The sequence below is a fragment of the Rhizobium leguminosarum genome, assembly GCF_010668065.1.
Classification (GTDB): Bacteria; Pseudomonadota; Alphaproteobacteria; order Rhizobiales; family Rhizobiaceae; genus Rhizobium; species Rhizobium leguminosarum_S.
Genome location: NZ_WUEN01000004.1, coordinates 260,713 through 278,613 on the forward strand (window position 1 = coordinate 260,713; position 17,901 = coordinate 278,613).

The 17,901-nt window shown below is 62.3% G+C and carries 18 protein-coding genes; 5 read left to right on the top strand and 13 right to left on the bottom strand.

The genetic code is table 11. The features are described 5' to 3' along the window. Positions 1-14: 14 nt before the first annotated feature. A complete protein-coding gene (locus GR198_RS13370) occupies positions 15-431 on the top strand; it encodes an NUDIX hydrolase (RefSeq protein ID WP_029870628.1) in 417 nt (138 codons plus the stop codon). A 41-nt stretch (positions 432-472) separates the two neighbouring features. On the opposite strand, the gene GR198_RS13375 is transcribed toward GR198_RS13370, so the two are convergent. Then, entirely contained in the window at positions 473-1,516 is a 1,044-nt protein-coding gene (locus GR198_RS13375) for a DUF3095 family protein (RefSeq protein WP_164069119.1), read from the bottom strand. Between the two features lie 118 nt (positions 1,517-1,634). After that, positions 1,635-2,030, bottom strand: a complete 396-nt coding sequence (locus tag GR198_RS13380) for an Ohr family peroxiredoxin (RefSeq protein ID WP_025394996.1) — start codon at positions 2,028-2,030, stop codon at positions 1,635-1,637. Positions 2,031-2,313: 283 nt separating this feature from the next. Between GR198_RS13380 and GR198_RS13385 the strand changes: the two genes are divergently transcribed. After that, positions 2,314-3,111 carry a class I SAM-dependent methyltransferase gene (locus GR198_RS13385; protein ID WP_029870626.1) on the top strand — a complete coding sequence of 266 codons (798 nt, stop codon included), beginning with the start codon at positions 2,314-2,316 and terminating at the stop codon, positions 3,109-3,111. A 17-nt stretch (positions 3,112-3,128) separates the two neighbouring features. On the opposite strand, the gene GR198_RS13390 is transcribed toward GR198_RS13385, so the two are convergent. The 3 genes from GR198_RS13390 to GR198_RS13400 all read right to left on the bottom strand — a co-directional run bounded on the left by GR198_RS13390 (position 3,129) and on the right by GR198_RS13400 (position 6,893). Then, positions 3,129-3,476, bottom strand: a complete 348-nt coding sequence (locus tag GR198_RS13390) for a hypothetical protein (protein ID WP_012757920.1) — start codon at positions 3,474-3,476, stop codon at positions 3,129-3,131. A gap of 137 nt (positions 3,477-3,613) precedes the next feature. After that, positions 3,614-4,924: an extensin-like domain-containing protein gene (locus GR198_RS13395; RefSeq protein ID WP_029870625.1), complete on the bottom strand. Its 1,311-nt coding sequence runs from the start codon at positions 4,922-4,924 to the stop codon at positions 3,614-3,616. Positions 4,925-5,075: 151 nt separating this feature from the next. Beyond that, positions 5,076-6,893 (bottom strand): methyl-accepting chemotaxis protein, encoded by a 1,818-nt coding sequence (locus GR198_RS13400; RefSeq protein WP_029870624.1) that lies wholly within the window; start codon positions 6,891-6,893, stop codon positions 5,076-5,078. A gap of 289 nt (positions 6,894-7,182) precedes the next feature. On the opposite strand from GR198_RS13400, the gene GR198_RS13405 reads away from it, so the two are divergent. Both GR198_RS13405 and GR198_RS13410 read left to right on the top strand, forming a co-directional pair. Then, positions 7,183-7,569, top strand: a complete 387-nt coding sequence (locus GR198_RS13405) for an acyl-CoA thioesterase (RefSeq protein ID WP_003540707.1) — start codon at positions 7,183-7,185, stop codon at positions 7,567-7,569. Between the two features lie 19 nt (positions 7,570-7,588). Continuing rightward, positions 7,589-8,176, top strand: a complete 588-nt coding sequence (locus GR198_RS13410; protein WP_029870623.1) for a hypothetical protein — start codon at positions 7,589-7,591, stop codon at positions 8,174-8,176. A gap of 120 nt (positions 8,177-8,296) precedes the next feature. Here GR198_RS13410 and GR198_RS13415 read toward each other — a convergent pair whose 3' ends face one another. From GR198_RS13415 to GR198_RS13430, 4 genes are all read right to left on the bottom strand, one after another. Beyond that, on the bottom strand, positions 8,297-8,995 hold the full coding sequence (locus tag GR198_RS13415; RefSeq protein ID WP_029870622.1) for a DUF4405 domain-containing protein: 699 nt from the start codon (positions 8,993-8,995) through the stop codon (positions 8,297-8,299). Between the two features lie 33 nt (positions 8,996-9,028). After that, positions 9,029-9,511: a cytochrome P460 family protein gene (locus GR198_RS13420; RefSeq protein ID WP_029870621.1), complete on the bottom strand. Its 483-nt coding sequence runs from the start codon at positions 9,509-9,511 to the stop codon at positions 9,029-9,031. 106 nt (positions 9,512-9,617) lie between these two features. Further along, entirely contained in the window at positions 9,618-10,706 is a 1,089-nt protein-coding gene (locus tag GR198_RS13425) for an alpha/beta hydrolase (RefSeq protein ID WP_029870620.1), read from the bottom strand. A 141-nt stretch (positions 10,707-10,847) separates the two neighbouring features. Further along, entirely contained in the window at positions 10,848-11,747 is a 900-nt protein-coding gene (locus GR198_RS13430; protein ID WP_017988698.1) for a LysR family transcriptional regulator, read from the bottom strand. A 153-nt stretch (positions 11,748-11,900) separates the two neighbouring features. On the opposite strand from GR198_RS13430, the gene GR198_RS13435 reads away from it, so the two are divergent. Then, entirely contained in the window at positions 11,901-12,890 is a 990-nt protein-coding gene (locus tag GR198_RS13435; RefSeq protein ID WP_029870619.1) for an aldo/keto reductase, read from the top strand. Between the two features lie 225 nt (positions 12,891-13,115). On the opposite strand, the gene GR198_RS13440 is transcribed toward GR198_RS13435, so the two are convergent. The 4 genes from GR198_RS13440 to GR198_RS13455 form a co-directional block, all read right to left on the bottom strand. Then, on the bottom strand, positions 13,116-14,288 hold the full coding sequence (locus GR198_RS13440) for a DUF1501 domain-containing protein (RefSeq protein ID WP_164069120.1): 1,173 nt from the start codon (positions 14,286-14,288) through the stop codon (positions 13,116-13,118). A gap of 11 nt (positions 14,289-14,299) precedes the next feature. Continuing rightward, positions 14,300-15,811, bottom strand: coding sequence for a DUF1800 domain-containing protein (locus GR198_RS13445; RefSeq protein ID WP_164069121.1), 1,512 nt, complete (start codon positions 15,809-15,811; stop codon positions 14,300-14,302). 121 nt (positions 15,812-15,932) lie between these two features. Continuing rightward, positions 15,933-16,280 (bottom strand): DMT family protein, encoded by a 348-nt coding sequence (locus GR198_RS13450; protein WP_011652456.1) that lies wholly within the window; start codon positions 16,278-16,280, stop codon positions 15,933-15,935. 270 nt (positions 16,281-16,550) lie between these two features. Next, positions 16,551-17,801, bottom strand: coding sequence for an MFS transporter (locus tag GR198_RS13455; protein ID WP_164069122.1), 1,251 nt, complete (start codon positions 17,799-17,801; stop codon positions 16,551-16,553). Positions 17,802-17,901 lie beyond the last annotated feature (100 nt).

Sequence of the window (17,901 nt, forward strand, 5' to 3'; positions counted from 1 at the left end):
GCGGAGAAGACGACATGCCCGAGATTGCGATGGGCGCCTTGAGCCAGAACGGAACCGTTCTTCTGGCCAGACGTAGTTCCGTGCGCAAGGTGCATCCGGATCGGTGGAGCCTGCCGGGCGGCCATATCGAAGAGGGCGAAGACGCCGAGACGGCAATGTGCCGGGAATTGATGGAAGAAATAGGCGTAATGCCGGAGCTCTGGCAGTTTGCAGGACGGTTCGGATCGGAAGACTCGCCCGAAACATCCGTCACCTTCCATGTCTATCACGTGGATAAATGGCGCGGCCGGCCGCGACTGATCGGTGACGAACACACCGAGTTCAGATGGTTCACCGCCGCCGAGATAGAAAAAGAAGCCGAATTGGCGTTGCCTCAGCTCACTGAAATGCTGGCAAACCTGGCCATGCGGGAAACAGGCACGCCCGCTTAGCTCTCTTGGCGGTCACGACGTCTCGCCAGCTGAACGGGCCTTCAGCGAGCATGGTGCTGGATGTCTCTAAGCGCGCCTTCCTCCATCATCTCGGCGGCCCTGGCATAGCCGCCGCCCATTCCGTCGAGGAAATGCAGGTGCGCATCCGGGCTGCCTGATGGTACGAGACAGGTCATCAGCGCATGCGTCTGGCGGTGCAGTCCGAAGTTGATCTCGCCGCGCGCCCTTGCCGCAACGAGAATCGCTTCGGCCCCGTCGATCTGCTCCGGCGTGCAATCCAGCGTGAGGCGCAAACCGTCGTCGAACTTGCGGAAATCCGAATTGGCGGCGACCTCCGACCAGCCTTTCGTATCGACCTGTCTGCCACTGTCCTTGGGAATAGCCATATCCCCCGAAAGCGGATGAGACTGACGCGGCGCGGCGTCGAAAACCGCAAGCACCCGTTTTGCCAAAGCAGCAAAGACCTCGGGGCTCGTATGGTCATTCGGCTCGACCAGCAGCGACAGGATCTCGCCCTGCCGGCTCGGGAACGGAGCCCAGTCACAGCTGAGGCCGGTCAGGTCGGGCTTCGTCGCGTAGCGGCCCGGCTTGACCAGATACCGGCCGTTCTTGATCTGCTGTTCCGCCCATTTGAGCCCGCCCCCTGTAAACATCGCATAGGTCGCGTTCTCTGAGGCGGCATAGCGGGCAATTCTGACGTCGCGCCCACTGGTACGGATTTCGCGTACGGTCAGCAGCCCGATACGAAGGGTAAGATCTAGATCGGCTCTTGCAAAGCTCGCCACCTGCCGCAATGCCGATGTCGCCGCCATCATGCCCTGTGGCGGCAAGGCGAATGCGGCCCCGTCTCCGCGAAACACGAAGGGGAAATCGAACGATCCCCAGGCATTGCCGAGGGCGGCGATAACAGATGCGCCGGCATAGTTGACGTCTTCATAGCGCCCCGACCGGATCGCCGTGGTCGAGTTGACGACATCAGTGATGCCGATCAGCCAGTCATCGGGCAACGGCTCATAGACATCGGGATCGAGCACGAGTGAAAACTCGTCATAGGCCTGGTGCAACTGGACGTGGCTATTGATCATGGCTTGCTCTCCAGATCGGCAAGGTTTCCCGTGCCTGCTACCTCAGAAAGAGGTCTGCCGGCCGACCGGCAGGCCCTCCGCATCAAATCCTCCGGCGATGAGGTCTGCCCTCGCCCGCTCAGACAAGCTTGGTCTCGACGTCGATATTGCCGTGTGTCGCCTTGGAATAAGGGCAGATGCCATGGGCTGCCTCGATCAGCTCCTGCGCGATGTCGCGATCGATGCCGGACAGGCTGACATTGAGGCGCGCCCTCAGGAAGAAGGAGCCGTTGTCGGCGTTGAGAGTAATCTCCGCGTCGACCTCGGGACCATCAGGCAGCGTGATCTTTCTCTGGGCAGCGGCAAGTTCGATGGCGCCGATGTAGCAGGCCGACCAGGCGATGCCGAACAGGTTTTCGGCGGCCGGATGCGGCTGCGGCAGCTTGATGTCGATCGTGCCGTCGCTACTGCGTGCAGAGCCGTCGCGGCCGCCGGAGATGTGGGTTTTGCCGGTAAAGAGAAGCTTCTCGGTCATGGTGATATCCTTTCGGTTTAAGTTTTATTCGCATCCGATTAAATCGGATACGCTTTAATACGCTCAGCCAAAACTGATGTCAACACCATTCCGATTTAATCGGATGCGATTTGTTTCTATAGGCGGAAACACGCCATATCCGCGCAACCCTCAGCGGCAGCTATGCGAGCAAGCTGGCCCGCTGCGCAAGGTCACGTCTTGTCCGGGAATCGGGCCATCTATAGGCTCTACCCGCGAACTAGAGGCAAGGCGCGCATCCTGTGAAGAAACCCGGAGAGATGACATGTCCTCCATAACAGCAGACAATGCCGGGCAATATGGCGACAGCCGGAAACTCGCTGCGCGGGCTCGACTGCATAGCCAATACACCATCGCCGAGACGGCCTGGTTTCCATGGGTTGCGGCGCAATTGTCCCTGAAACCGGGCGATCGCGTCCTCGACGTCGGCTGCGGGCCGGCCTGGTTCTGGGCGGCAACGGCAGGTCTGCTGCCGGCGGACCTCGACCTGACGCTCGCCGACCTTTCGCAAGGCATGGTCGACGAGGCAGTGGCGCGTTGCAGCGCGCTGCCGTTCGGCTCCGTCCAGGGCTGCCAGGTCGACGCCGCCGCGCTCCCCTTCGAAGATGGCGCCTTCGATGCGGTCGTCGCGATGCATATGCTCTATCATCTGCCAGACCCAGCTGCCGGCATCGCGGACATGTCGAGAGTGCTGAGGCCGGGCGGCTTGCTCGCGGTCACAACCAACGGTGCCGGCAATATGCGCGAGATTTACGAGCTGACGACCGTATTCGGCAGTGCCCCTTCCGATCCCGCTGCCGAAGCCTTCGGATATGACGCTGCCGAGCGATCGATGCGGTCGCAGTTTGGAAACGTGAGCATGTCGCAGCATCCGGCAAGCCTGCGGATCACCGAGCCCGAGGATGTATTCCTGGCGCTCACCTCCTATCCGCCCGGCGATGGCGCCGGCGAAACTCAACTCACCAGGTTCCGTCAAGCCATTGCCGATGCGTTCAGCCAACGCAATGGCGTGCTAGAGGTCAGCAAAGAGACTGCGCTGTTCCTGAGCAGAAAGACGGCCTGATCGGTGTCGTGGGGCGTTCAGACCTTCTCTTTCTTCCTGATTTTTTCCTTAGGCTCCACCGGTGCATCGGGCGTCGGCGCTAGAAGCTTGCGCAGTGACGAGATCTTGTCCTTCACCAGCGGCCGGAACCGCGTCGCGCGATAGGGCATGTCGGCCGCTCCGTAACCTTCCGGCCCGTCATCATTGCCGCGGTTGATCTCCGCGAGCTTCACCCCTATGAAAGTGCCGTCGATATAATGGGTATATTCACCCACCCAGCGGATCGTATAGATCTCGCCCTTGCGGATCAGCTGGTCGATGCTGACATGCTTGAAGGTGTCGTTGATGCAGACGACCTTCTGGCCGACATGGAAATCATAGCTCATGGATCAAACTCTCGAAACGGCAATCCGCTTGGCCGATCTATAGCGTGCCCTGCGGCGGGGATGAACCGTTTTCTGCCAGCCCGGCCCAATTGCGGCCGCAACATCGGCACCCGCCGCATGGTGTAGGAGGACAGGCATCAGTCGCAATAGGCCTTACCGCTCTTGCGGGAGCGAAGATCGAAGTGGAAGTGGTTCCAGTGCTCCGGGTTGCTGCCCGGCCCGAGCACGGTGTTGAAATAGCGGCAGCTGTCGCTGCGCACCGCCTTCAAAAGCCGCCCTTCGCGTAACGAGAACAGGCCCTTCTTGCGCACGTCGATTTCGTGGCCGTTCTTCAGCACGAACTTGCCGACGTCGATGGCGTTGCCGCGGGCGTGTTCCGACATCGGATTGTATTTCTGCCGGCTATTGTTCATGCGCCGGCAGGAATAGCCGCCGAGCGGCTGGATCGTCTTGATGCCGGACCAGTAACGATAGCGGGCGGACGGCGCCAGTTCGTTCTTCACCCATTTGGCGAAGGCCAGCGTCACCTGGCAGTTCAGTGTCACGGCGGGGCGGACGCCGATATTGCCGGAAAGCCCCTTCAGCGACACCGGATAGGGTACCTGGCAGGCCGGCCCGTTCGAGATCGGCGGCTTGTTGTCGAAGAGTACGCCCATGCGTTTCAGCTCACGCCGGCAGGCAAGCTCGGAGGACGGCATGACGCTGGGATCGACGGGTGCTGCCGGTTCGCTCATCATCGGATTGTTCGGCCGCAGCATCGCGACCTCTTCGCTCTCGTCCTCTTCGGGAACACGTGATGGCGCCACCACGGGGCTGCCGTCGTTCCAGGCGGGCGCCCGGCTCATCTGTGCCTCGGCCGCCGGCTGCGGCATTGGTTGCTGCGCGGGCTGGCGCATGGGCTGGTTGAGCTGCGTTGGATTATCGGTGCCGATGCCGTCGACAACCGGCTCGGTGGCGTTGCCCTCGGCGATCTGTTGCTGTTGTTCCTGCGCCAGTCCGACGACCGGCTCCGCCCCGAGATCGTCATCCATGTTGACGCCGCCGGACGGGACCGCAAGCGCCTGCGTGCCGCCCCAGTTGCCGCTCGGTTGGCCTGCCGCCAGTGCCTCGTCGCTGTCGATCATCGGCAGTCCACCCCCTTGCGCCGGTGCGGCCGGCGCCGCGTGACCGGTGCCGGCGAGGTTTGGCGTGTCGAGGTAATCGACGGAGCCCTGGCTATTGCCGACGGGCGTGCTGGAAACCGGATAGGAAGCCTGGCTCTCCACCGGCGCCATGCGCACGGCAGGCGCCATGCGCGCTGCCCCCCGCGACGGCGAGATCGAGCTGACCCTGGTGCCGTTGTCGACATTGGCCGGCGGTACCAGTCCGTCGCTGATCGAACAGGTCGTCAGCGCCGCCGAGAGGATAACTGGCAAAAGGGTTCGCCGAGGAAAGGAAACAAACGCCATACTCTTATCGCTTCCGCAGGCTGGCTGGGCAGTGACCGAAAAAACTCACTCCAATTTTAATTAAAAACGGTGAATGAAAACTTACCGGCACAATCTGAACGCGACGGAAATGAAAAAGGCCGGTTTCCCGGCCTTTCATCTCTACGTTTCCTCACGCTGCCCGTGTGTATCGGGTCACTGGCGGCGGCTCGCCGCGCAGGCGGAAATTCGAAAGCAGCGTCTTCAACTGGGTGCTTTCGTCGGCGAGCGTGCGGCTTGCCGCCGTTGTCTCCTCGACCATCGCGGCATTCTGCTGCGTCATCTGGTCCATGTGATTGACGGAGCCGTTGATCTCGTTCAGCCCCGTCGACTGCTCGCGCGCCGCCGTCGCGATTGATGCGACGTGATCGTTGACCTGGTTGACCAGCGCCTCGATCTCCAGCAACGCCTCGCCCGTCGAGCGCACCAGCGCCACCCCACCCTCGACCTCCGTTGCCGACCGGCTGATCAGTTCCTTGATCTCCTTGGCCGCATTGGCGGAACGCTGAGCGAGTTCGCGCACTTCCTGGGCGACGACGGCAAAGCCGCGGCCCGCCTCGCCCGCGCGCGCAGCCTCAACGCCGGCATTCAGCGCCAGAAGGTTCGTCTGGAAGGCGATCTCGTCGATGACCGAGATGATCTGACCGATGCGGTTCGACGAATCCTCGATCCGGCCCATCGCCGTCACCGCGTTGCGAACGATCTCGCCGGATTTTCCGGCACTCGCCTTGGTCTCGGCCACCATTTCGCGCGCCTCGCTCGCCCGTTCGGATGCCGTCTTGACCGTCGCGGTGATCTCGTCGAGCGCTGCCGCCGTTTCTTCGAGCGCGGCTGCCTGCTGTTCCGTGCGCTTCGACAGATTGCCGGTCGCCTCGCTGATGTCGGACGCGCTGTCGTTGACGACGCGACTCGATTCGGCGATCGCATGAATGACGCCGTTCAGCGCATCGACGGCGGCGTTGAAATCGCCCCTCAGCTTGGCGTAGTCCTCGCCGATATCGCCGATCGCCACCGTCAGGTCACCGCTCGCCAGCTTTTCCAGGCCGACGCCGAGCGCCTGCATCGCGCGGTTCTGCCGCTCGGACGCGGAACGCAGGCTCGCCTCGTTGCCACGGCGCTCTTCTTCAATCTGCCGCTGCCTCTCGTCTTCCCGGCCGCGCAGCGCGCTGCGCTCATCGACGGAGTCGCGCAGCACTAGCAGCACCTTGGCCATCTGGCCGACCTCGTCGCGATACTCGCTGCCAGCGATCTCTACCGACGCTTCTTCGGCAGCAATCGCATTCATCGCTTTCCTCAGCCGGGCAATCGGCGCCGTCACGCTGCGCACTATGGCAAAGGCGATCGCGATCGTCGCCGCCGCGCCGATCAGGCAGGCCATCGTGGCCCAGAGCAAATTCTGGCGATAAAGCGCGGCAAGGTCGTCGGCATAGACGCCGGTGCCGACGATCCAGCCCCAGGCCTCGAAACCGGCGACATAGGAGTATTTCAGCACCGGCTCATCGGCGCCCGGCTTCGGCCAGAGATAGTCGACGAAACCCTTGCCGTCCTTCTTCACCTTGTTGACGAACTCGACGAACAGGAATTTGCCGGCCGGGTCCTTCATCTGCGAGATATCGGTACCATCAAGCGCCGGCTTGATCGGGTGCATCACCATTTTGGGATGCATGTCATTGATCCAGAAATAGCCGTCGGCGCCGTAGCGCATCGCGCCGATCACGTCCTTGGCCGCCGCCTGCGCCTGCTCGCGAGTCATCGTGCCCGCCTGCTCCATCTTGTAATATTTTTCGAAAATGCCGAGCGCTGTCGCATCGAGCTGCGCCAGCCCTGCCTTCCGCTCGTCTTCCAGCTCGGAGTAAGAATAGTTCAGAAAGAAGACCATCGTCGCCGCGAGCACGGCAAGCGTGAAGCCAACGAGACAATAAAGACGGGTGGAAATCTTGACGTTGCGCATGAGGTTCCCAGCGATTCTTATAGGTGAGATCAATCGCATTCTGAATTGCCGGAATTACTGGAGCGTAAAGCTTAATTAGAAGAAGGTTAAATAACGTTAGGTTAGGTGACGGCTGTAAAATTCAACCATTTGAAATCGAATGAAATTTCAATCGGCAAAGGCAGCAATATTTTTCCCATCGGCCGTCTGTAGAGCTTGGTCTTGCCGTCTTTTACAGCCCTCGGCCTTTGCACTAGGGTGCTTCGCAGTGAATCGCCGGCCCGACGCCGCACCAGATGGAGAAGACTTGATGACCGATGCCGCCAAGCCGAGAGGCGAATTGACGCTGAGGACGCTTGCCATGCCCGGTGACGCCAACCCGGCCGGCGATATCTTCGGCGGCTGGGTCATGGCGCAGATGGACCTTGCCTCCGGCATCCGCGCTGCAGAGCGCGCCAAGGGCCGCGTCGTCACCGCCGCCGTCAAGGAGATGGCCTTCGAGTTGCCGGTCAAGATCGGCGACACGTTGTCCGTCTATACGGATATCGACCGCGTCGGCCGCACCTCGATCACGCTCTGCGTCGAAGCCTGGGCGCACCGCGCGCGTTACGCCAAGATGGAAAAGGTCACGGCGGGCACCTTCATCATGGTGGCGCTCGACGAAGAGGGCAAACCGAAGCAAGTCCCCGAGGAGTGACAGCCTAAGGATCGAAAGCATGGAAACGGTCAGCTCGCCGGAGGTCTTCCTTCACATCAAGGTGGTGATGGGCATGGTCATCAGCCTTTCGCTCGCGAGAGTGCTCACCGGCCTTGCCGGCATCGTCCAGCATCCCGCCAAGGCCAAGGTCTATCCCATCCATCTCGGCTGGGCGCTGTCGATGTTCCTGTTCATCATCCATATCTGGTGGTGGGAATATCGCCTGCAGGCGGTGCCGGCGATCGGCTTCGGCATCTATCTCTTCCTCATCTGCTTCTGCAGCCTGTTCTTCCTGCTCTGCGCCCTGCTCTTTCCTGCCTCGCTCGACGAATATGGCGGCTACGAGGAATATTTCATCTCGCGGCGCAAATGGTTCTTCGGCATCCTCGGCCTCACCTACGCCGTCGATATTCTCGACACGGCAATCAAGGGCCATGAACGCATCCTCTCGCTCGGCTGGGAATACCCAGCCCGCAACATCATCTACATCCTCCTCTGCGCCATCGCCGCCTGGACCCCCAACCGCCGCTTCCACGCCACCTTCGTCATCGCCAACCTGATCTACCAGATCAGCTTCATCTTCCGTCTTTATGATGTGTTGGGGTGAGAAGCGGTCCCGCAAAGCGGGAGCAATCGATCCGGTGAATCGATTGCAGCTTCGAACGCCCTGAGCCCAAGCGAAGGGCCGGGCGGCCGCAAACTCCATTCCCCACAAAGCCGCCGCACATCACTCGCCGGCATTCGTCACCCTGCGCACCCCACCCGCCCATCGAAGCCAGACGGCCGCATAATGCGCAGCGCACCCGCACACAGCCAGGATCGCGATGTGATGCAGGAAGAACCCGATCGTGGACTCCTGAAAATCCCAGAAATCCATCGACGGCCGGGCAACGAGCCTGTCTGCGATTCCCATGACGACAGTGCTGTGGATGCCGCACACGGCGATTGCAGCCGCGGTGGCACGAAGAGACGCTGTCCGGATCGCGTTTGGCGGCCCGACGCGCAAAAACCTGCCCATGACGGCCATGATCACCGACCAGTGAAGGCCGAGATGCACGGCTGCGAGAATGAATGCCCAATATGCCGCAAGAATGTGGATTTCGCGTGCCGTCGGACCGCCACTTAAAGGAAGGAAAGCAAACACCGTGCGTGACATCAGCACGCTCGTCACCAGCAACGCGGCCATGGTCGCGGCGATCGAGATATTCGAAGCAATTGTCAGAAAGCTCGGCTTGCCAGGCGCCGCCTTCGGGAGCCTGGCCCACCATCGCCTGTTGAAGACGTTGTGGGATAGGAGAAGGATGAACATGCCCATGCCGATCAGCTCGTGCGACATGTTGTCGAGCCACCAGTAGGCGAGCGCGGCCAGAAGCAGCCCGGCGGCGGTGAAGTCGAGCACGAGGCGGATCACGAAAAAAGCATTCACGATGCGACGCCCCCGTCGGGGATTCGATCCGGCCTAGTCAACGACGGCTCCGTCAAATTCCTTGAGAGCCTCGAGAGTATAGAGGAAGCCTTCGTCGGCTCTGGACGAATGACAGGACTGACACCGCGCCGTGTTCTCGGCCATGTTGATCGTGCCATCCGGCTTGAACCATTGGAACTGCCAATCGCCGGTGCGGCGGTCCTCGTCATAGTCCGCTCCCCAGCCGCCGCCCTTTTCCATGACGAAATAGCGAAAGACTGCGCCTTCGCGGTAATCCACCAGGACGAAGTGCGTGCCGTCGGGAATCGGCTGTCCGGTCTTCACCGCCTGGATGGCTTCGTTTGTCGTCATGATATGCTCAGTCACGTTCCCCCGTCTGACGGTCGTGTAATGAACGAGGCCCGCCAATTCGGGTAGCGTCGTCCGGTTCGGCTCCGCGTCGACTTGCCAACCGACAAGAACGACGGCGCTGGCCAAGGCGAGAAGGATGGGAACACGTTTGAAGAGATCACGCATGGATATGTTTCCCTTAGTCTGCAGATCGTATGGGCTCTGAGCAGGATGCAAACGGGATCGCTGCCTGCACGACAGCCGAGCAGCGCCGCGCCGCGTCCGAGGCGGATCAGTCGAGCTTCTTCTCGCGGAGGAAGGTCGAGACCAGGTCGGCGACCTCTACGTTGTTCAGGTCCGAGAACGGGAAGTGGGTGTTGCCGCGGATGCCAATCTCGGGAAGGTGCACGACGGTGACATCGCCACCATGCTTGTTCACCGTATCGCGCCACAGGCGGGCCATCGCCAGGCGCACCCGCCAGCTGTCCTGCGCCGGCATCGTCGTCGGCTCGTCGGGGATGTTGTCGCCGTAATAGATGACGATCGGGATCTTCGTCAGCTTGATAAAGTCGTCCATCGGTACCGGCACGCCCTTCAGCGTGTCGAAGGCGCTCGGCATATCGGCGGGGACCTCGCTTGCCGGGAACACGAAGCTGCTGCCGGGTTCGAAGGCGACGACGGCTTTGACCTTGTCGCTCTTGATGGCCGTTAGCCAGCCCGGTCCGCCGCCCTGCGAATGGGTGAAAAGAATGCCGGGGCCGATTTTCTCGAACAGCTTTGCCACCGCATTCGACACGACCTCCATATCGAACGGCCCAGTGTTCGGCGTCATCGCGCGGAAGTACTGGTTCAGCGCTTCCGGATCACGGGAGAATTGCACGCCGTCGAAATAGTTCGGCCAGGTGCCGACGCGAAACTGGTTGAACCAGAGCTGCTCGTCCGCTGTCGGCTTCACTGTTGTCTCGGCCATGCTCCGCCCGGCGCCGCCCCGGCGCGGCTGGTCGACGAGATAGGTGGAGAAGCCTCGACGCAGGAAGATGTTCTGGAAGCCTTCGCGGCCGTCGGGAGTCGTCTCCCAGGTCTTGGAGAATTGTCCGGCACCGTGCCACATCACGATCGGGTACTGACGCGGGTTTGCCGGCACCTGGTAGAAGGCAAAGGCATGATCGCCGTGATAGGTCTGGCCAGCGGGATCGAGAGGTTTCAGCGGATCGAAGGTTCCAGGCGCTGCCGTGCTGGTTCCCCCGACGGCAAAACTGCCCTGCTCCTGGATGACCAATGGCTCAGGCTTTACCGCATCGGCAGCCGTCGCCAATGGCGCGGCAAGCTGCGATGAGGCAAGCAGCAATGCCGCCAGGGTGTTGGACAATCCATATCGCATGTCGGCTTCTCGCTTCATTTCGGATGGCGAGAAGGTAGCGGCATCGGACGGAAAGGATTAGCCGGCCTGGACAGCTAGGGTCTATTAGGCCGACTAATTAATCACAGCCTGTTGATAAGCCGTGATGGAATAAAATCGGCGCTACTTTCCTCTATAGCGGAGCGCATCGACGAACAGCGTGAAGGCGGGAGACGCATGCCGCCTGTTCGGATAGTAGAGATGATATCCTGGGAAGGGCTGGCACCAGTCCTCCAGAACCCGGATCAGCCGCCCGTCTTCGATGTAAGGCTGAACCTGGTCCTCGGGCATGTAGGCCAGCCCCAGCCCGTCCAGCACGGCGCCGATCCTCATGGCGATGTTGTTGAACACGGCCTGGCCCTCGACACGGACGCGCAATTCACGTCCATCCTTCTCGAATTCCCAGGGATATATCGTCCCGTGTGTCGGCAACCGCATATTGATGCAGTTGTGCGCCGTCAGATCCTGCGGGATATCAGGGCGCGGATGGCGCTCGAAATAGGCGGGTGCTCCGACGACCGCCATGCATATCTCGGGGCCGATCCGGACCGCGATCATGTCCTTTGCCAAATGCTCGCCGAGCCGGATGCCGGCGTCGTAACGCTCGGCGACGATGTCGGTCAGGCCGTAGTCGACGATCACCTCGACATTGATATCGGGATGATCAGGAAGAAACCGCGCCAATGCCGGGGCGAGAACGGAAATCGCCGGATGCTCGCCCGCCGTGATGCGAATGGTGCCCGCGGGCCGCTCGCGCATTTCGCTGAGCGCGGCGATCTCGAACTGGATTTCTTCAAATCTCGGTCCGACCCGTTCCAGCAGACGTTCTCCTGCCTGCGTCGGCGACACGCTTCTGGTGGTGCGGGTCAAAAGGCGAAGCCCGAGCTTCTCTTCGAGACCGCGTACCGTCTGGCTCAACGCCGATTGCGACACGCCGAGCTTGGCGGCCGCCCTGGTAAAGCTTCGTTCTCTGGCGACGGTCAAAAAGGCCACGAGTTCGTTGAAATTGTTGTCCTGGGGCATTCATTAGTCCGTCTTATGGGTGCATGCGCATTACAGCATCTAATCGAAAGCTGGCACGAGGACTAAGTTCCCGTCAACTCAACTGCGAGACCGGCGGCACTGAGCCGGCGCCCTCACCCTCAAGCCCATACAACGCCACGAACGGACACGACCATGAAAACACGCATTATCGGCGATCTCGAAGTCTCAGCGCTCGGGCTCGGCTGCATGAGCATGAGCGCTGCTTACGGCCCGCCCGCCGACGAAGGCGACATGATCGGATTGATGCGCACCGCCCATCAGCAGGGCGTCACCTTGTTCGATACGGCCGAAGCCTATGGCCCCTTCGTCAATGAAGAGCTTGTCGGCAAAGCGCTCGCACCGATCCGCGACCAGGTAGTTATCGCCACCAAATTCGGCTTCGACATCGATCAGCAAACCGGCGAACGCCGAGGCGGCACCAACAGTCGCCCCGAACACATCAAGGCGGTTGCCGATGCCTGCCTGCGCCGCCTGAAGACGGACCGCATCGACCTGTTCTACCAGCACCGCGTCGATCCCGACGTTCCGATCGAAGACGTGGCCGGCGCCGTCAAGGACCTGATCGCAGCCGGCAAGGTCAAGCATTTCGGCCTTTCCGAAGCCGGCGTTCAGACGATACGCCGCGCCCATGCCGTCCAGAAAGTGACCGCCGTCCAGAGCGAATATTCGCTCTTCTGGCGCGGCCCCGAGGCGGAACTGCTGCCCACCCTTGAGGAATTCGGCATCGGCTTCGTGCCTTTCAGCCCACTCGGCGCAGGCTTTTTGACCGGCAAGATCGACGAGAACACCAAGTTTGATCCAAGCGATTTCCGCAACAGTGTGCCGCGCTTTTCACCTGAGGCGCGCAAGGCCAATTTTGCGCTCGTCGACCTGATCAGGCGCATCGGCGACCGCAAGGGCGCAACACCCGCGCAGATCGCCCTCTCCTGGCTACTGGCCCAAAAGCCATGGATCGTCCCGATCCCGGGAACAACGAAGCAGCACCGGTTGGAAGAGAACCTCGGGGCAGTAGACGTCGACCTGCTTGCCGACGACCTCGCCGAAATCGATGCCGCCCTGTCGGAGATCGAGGTCCAAGGCGAGCGGCTTCCTGAGGCAGCGCTGAAGATGACCGGCCGCTAGGGCCCTCTCTCCAGCCTCATCCTGAGGTGCCCGTAGGGGCCTCGAAGGACGATGCTGGCCACCCGCCTCGGCAAATGCCGATGCCGCCGAAACAACCACCCGCCCTTGTCCTTCAAGGCTCCTGCCTACGGCCTCCGCACCTCATCAGGATGAGGGCTAGTCGGTGTGCCGCGCCGCCCTCCTTACTGTGCCTTCCACTGGAGGAGGAGAGGTAAGCGCCCCACCTCACGCCTTCAAAAACTGCGATCCCTTGTCGAACCCCAGCCTCGGAAAGATCTTCCCCGTCAGATCATCGGCAGACACATCGAACTGCCGGTAGAGCATCGCGGCCGCAAGCTCGCGCACGTCGGCGGTCGGCATCAGGTCGCGGTCGTCGAGCAACTGGCCGTCGCCGATGCCCGGCCAACGGCCGAGGATGCGGCCGCCATTGACGGCGCCGCCGGCAAGTAGCGCGCAGCCGCCGGTGCCGTGGTCGGTGCCGGCTGAGCCGTTCTGGCGCACGGTGCGGCCGAATTCGGTCATGGCAAGCACCACCGTCTTTGCCCAGATCTCAGGCCCGAGTGTCGCCTTCAGCGTATTGATCGCTTGGGCGAGGTCCTGCACCGGCCGCTTGAACTGGTCGGCCTGGCCGATATGCGTGTCCCAGCCTGATATCGAGAAGCTGGCGATGCGGTAATCGCCCTTCAGCATGTTGGCGGCGAGCGCCGCCACATCGGCGATCTTTGCGCCGCGCTGGCCCTCCGGCTCGACCATCATCGAGGCGCTATTGGCCCGCGTCGCCTCGGCAAGCGCCTCGGCGAACGGCGGATCGCCGGCATAAAGCCGCGCCAGGAACTGCATCTCGTCGCGCGCCGGCGCCAGATTGGAATCCGACGCCCAGACGTCGACATTGTTCGGTCCGGAGAGGATCAGCTCCGTCGAGGTGTTGATGTCGATCGCCTTGCGCGCATCCGAGCGCGGGATGACGGCGAGCGCCCGGTTCAGCCAGCCGGTCTTTTCCTCGGCGACATGCTCGCCGCCGGATTCCAGCATGTCCTGCCCGTCGAAATGGCTGCGCTGGTCGCGATAGGGTGTCGAGACCGCATGCACGAAGGCAAGCTCGCGGCTCTTCCACAGCGGCATCAGCTCGGCCGCTGCAGGATTGAGGCCGAAATGCCCGTCTAGATCGAGAAGCCCGGTGTCCGGCGTCAGCGCCAAGGTCGGTCTCAGCGCCGCAAAAGCGGCATCGCCGTAGGGCTGCACCAGGTCCAGCCCATCCATTGCGCCGCGCAGCACGATGGTGACGAAGCGGTTATCACCGGGCATCGCCGCGAAGGTGACGGGCGTGAAGATGGGAGCAGCGGCAAGACAGCAGCCAGAGGCCAGAAAGCCGCGGCGGGAGAGCAAAATCCGGTTCATCACAGAAGCTCCTATCGGCGATTGAATTCGGGCGATGCCAGCACCAGCGTCAGCCCGCTGATCTTGTTCGGCGCCTGCGATACCACGCGGATCGTCTCGTCGCGGGCGGCATCGGCAAGCGTCGATTTCAGGAATTCGCGCGGATCCTCGTCCCGGCCGAACTGGGCCGCGGCCCGCCTTGCCCAGGCCAGCCGCTCGGCGAGCTGGCTGCCGGTGATCCAGGCGGAGAAGCCTTCCTCGAAACCGGCCGGGCTCGGCGGCAGCCAGGTCGGTTGCCCCATGCGCCTGAGCGCCCCCTGCCCCAGCGCCCGCGCCGTCCGGAAGGCTTTGAGGCGCTTCTCCCTCGCCTCGCCGGCGGGATCCGTCGGCACCGGCGATCCTGCCATGCCGGGCGTGTTCGCCGCCATGTCGCCCTCGTCCGTGCCCTGCTGGTTCGCCGCCAGGAAGCTGCCGACAACGCCGTTGACCGGTCCCGCATTCAGCGCCCTGAGGCCGGCGACGATATAGTCGAAAGGCTGGCGCGCCTTGGCGCCCTCTTCACGCCAGGCGGCGGGATGATCGAGCATGGTGGTGTAGACGGCAGTCAGATCGCCATCCGTCTTCTTCCAGGCTTCAGCCATGTCGGACACCATGCCCTCGTCAGGCTGATCGGAGATGAAATGCACCGCGAGCTTGCGGCTGATATGCGCCGCCGTCTTCGGATGCAGCGCCAGATCGTCGAGCATGTCGAGATAATCGTCGCGCGAGCGCCTGCGCCCGCCATAGCTGACGCCCAGCACCTCATGTGCGCCGGGCTCCGAAATATTCGGCCGGAACGCGATGTCCATCTCCTTGCGGTCGATGGTGAGCCCCGTCAGCACCATGGCCGCCGCCGTGACGTCCGCCTGGCTATAGCCGCTGCCGGCGCCGAGCGTGTGCAGCTCCAGCAGTTCGCGGCCGAGATTTTCATTCAGCCCCTTGTTGCGCTTCATGCCGCCGGCCGAATCCGGCCCGAGCGAATCCGCCTGGTCGAGATAGATCAGCATGGCCGGATGGGCGGTGGCGTTGCGCAAGAGATCCCCGAACCTGCCTGATATGAACGGCCGGATCGCCTCGGCCTCGTAGAGCGGCACGATGAGACGCATCGGCAGGCTCTTGTTGGCGCTGGTGGAAAAGTGATCGGTCCAGAAGGTCGAAAGCCTCTCGTAGAAGCCGTACGGCGACAGCACCGCCTGCATCAGCCGCAGGTTCGCATCATGTTGAAACTGCTGCTGCGCCTGGCGTTGCACCCCTTTGCGCATCTCGCGCTGCGTCGTATCGTCGGTCACCGTCTTGGCGTCCTGCCGGATCTGCTTGAGCTGCTCTTGCAGGCTGAGAATCGCCTGGTGGCGCATGTCGAGGCCGCCAAGGGGAAAGTCCGGCGTTGCCGCCGCCCCCATGCGCAGTTGGCCGATGAGATCGTCCTTGCTGCTCGGCGGAGCTTCGCCCGGCCGGAAACCATAGCCGAACCGGATCGCCGCCATCGTCGGAAAAGACAGGCTCATGGCAGATCACCTCCTGATCACTTGGTAGTGACAGGCTGCCAGCCGATTGCGACGCCAATCTGTAGGAAATGTGGCGATATCTAGACATGGACAATTTGTAATCTATTGAAAAGGCTAAAGTTTATGCACGAAAGATGAAGGATGCCCCGATCGCGATCAGGGCGAAGCCGATCGCGTGGTTCCAGGTCAGGTTCTCGCCCAGCCAGAAAATCGAGAAGCCGGCAAAGACGATCAGCGTGATCACCTCCTGCATCGTCTTCAGCTGCGCCGTCGTATAGACCGCCGAACCGATGCGGTTGGCCGGCACCGCCAGGCAATACTCGAAGAAGGCAATGCCCCAGCTTACGATGATGGCGAGGAAGATGGCGCTGCTCTTGTGCTTGAGATGCCCGTACCAGGCAAAGGTCATGAAGATGTTGGAGGCAAACAGCATGACGACGGGCCAGAGGGCGGCGGGAGAAAACGGCATGGAGTCACTCGGGGCTTTGGAGGGAACGGTGGATCCGGCGAGATGCCGGCGGGCCTTACCTAGCACGCCGTCATCCGACGGCAAGTCCTGCAAGGCTCGGACCAATCGTCTCATGCCACCGATGCGGGTCGCCGGCAGCTCACACAGCGCTTGACTTCCGGCATCACCCTGCTGCGGCCGGCGTTTGACGATCGCATCTGCGGTTGCAATGTGCTCAAGAACTGAAAGGCCGGCAGCTGTCGCCGCCGGCCCTCATAACCGCAGGCAGCGCTAGATTCGCATCGCGCCATGCGGTTCCTCGGCCTCCTCCGTGCCGAAGCGGACATTCTTCTTCTCGTAGCCGAAGCCGGCGAGAGCGGCGACGACGAGCGCCACGACTGCTGCGACGATCAGGAGCGCATAGGCATAGTCGCCGTCCCAACGAGCGGCGAGCCCTGCCTGCAGCGTCGCATTGCCTGACGCCAGCAGGTTGCCGAGCTGATAGGCAAAGCCCGGGAATGTGCCGCGCACCTCGTCCGGGGACAGCTCGTTCAGATGCACCGGCACGATGCCCCAGGCGCCCTGGACGAAGAACTGCATCAGGAAAGCGCCGATGGCGAGCAGCACCGGCCCGGGCGCATAGGCCCAGAGCGGCGCGACAGGCACGGCGATCAGCGCGGCGATGACGATCGCGCGTCGGCGCCCGATCCGCTGCGACAGCGCCCCGAAGAACAGCCCGCCGCAGATCGCCCCGATATTGTAGACGATGGCGATGGCGCCGACCGTGTAGCTCGAATAGTTGCGCTGAGTCTCGAGGAAGGTCGGGTAGATATCCTGCGTGCCGTGGCTGAAGAAGTTGAACGCCGTCATCAGCAGCACCGACCAGATGAACAGCGGGATGTTTTCGCGCAGCACCGTGAGGAACGGCCGGCGCCCCGTAGCCTGCCGTTTCAGGAAAGCCGGGCTCTCCTCGACATTGCGCCTGATGTAGAGCACCAGCAGCGCCGGCAGCGCGCCGACGAAAAACATGCCGCGCCAGCCGATAACAGGGAAGAGCAGGAAGAACACGACCGAGGCGATCAGATAGCCGGAGGGATAACCCGCCTGCAGTATGCCCGAGACGATGCCGCGGCTCTGCTCCGGCACCGTCTCCATCACAAGCGAAGCGCCGACGCCCCATTCGCCGCCCATGGCGATGCCGTAGAGCGCGCGGAGGACCAGGAACATGGTGAGCCCGGTGGAGAAGCCGGTCAGAAATTCGAATATCGAATAAAGCAGCACGTCGGCCATCAGCGTGATGCGCCGCCCGTAGCGATCGGCGGCAAGCCCGAAGATCAGCGCGCCGAGCGCCCGCATGGCAAGCGTCAGGAAGATCGCCACCGAGACGGCGGGAACGTCGGTGTGGAATTCCTCGGCGATATATTTGAGAACGAAGACGAGAATGAAGAAATCGAAAGCGTCGAGCGTCCAGCCGAGATAGCTGGCGATGACGGTGTTGCGCTGCTGCGGCGTCAGCCGGCGCAGGCTTTCCAAAGCGGACATCTGATATTCCTCCGTCCGAAAGCGGCGGCGAGGCGGGCAATTCCGGATGCCGTCGGAAGGGGTGCCCGAAACGGGCGGGTGATGCTGTTGCGGCAGCGTT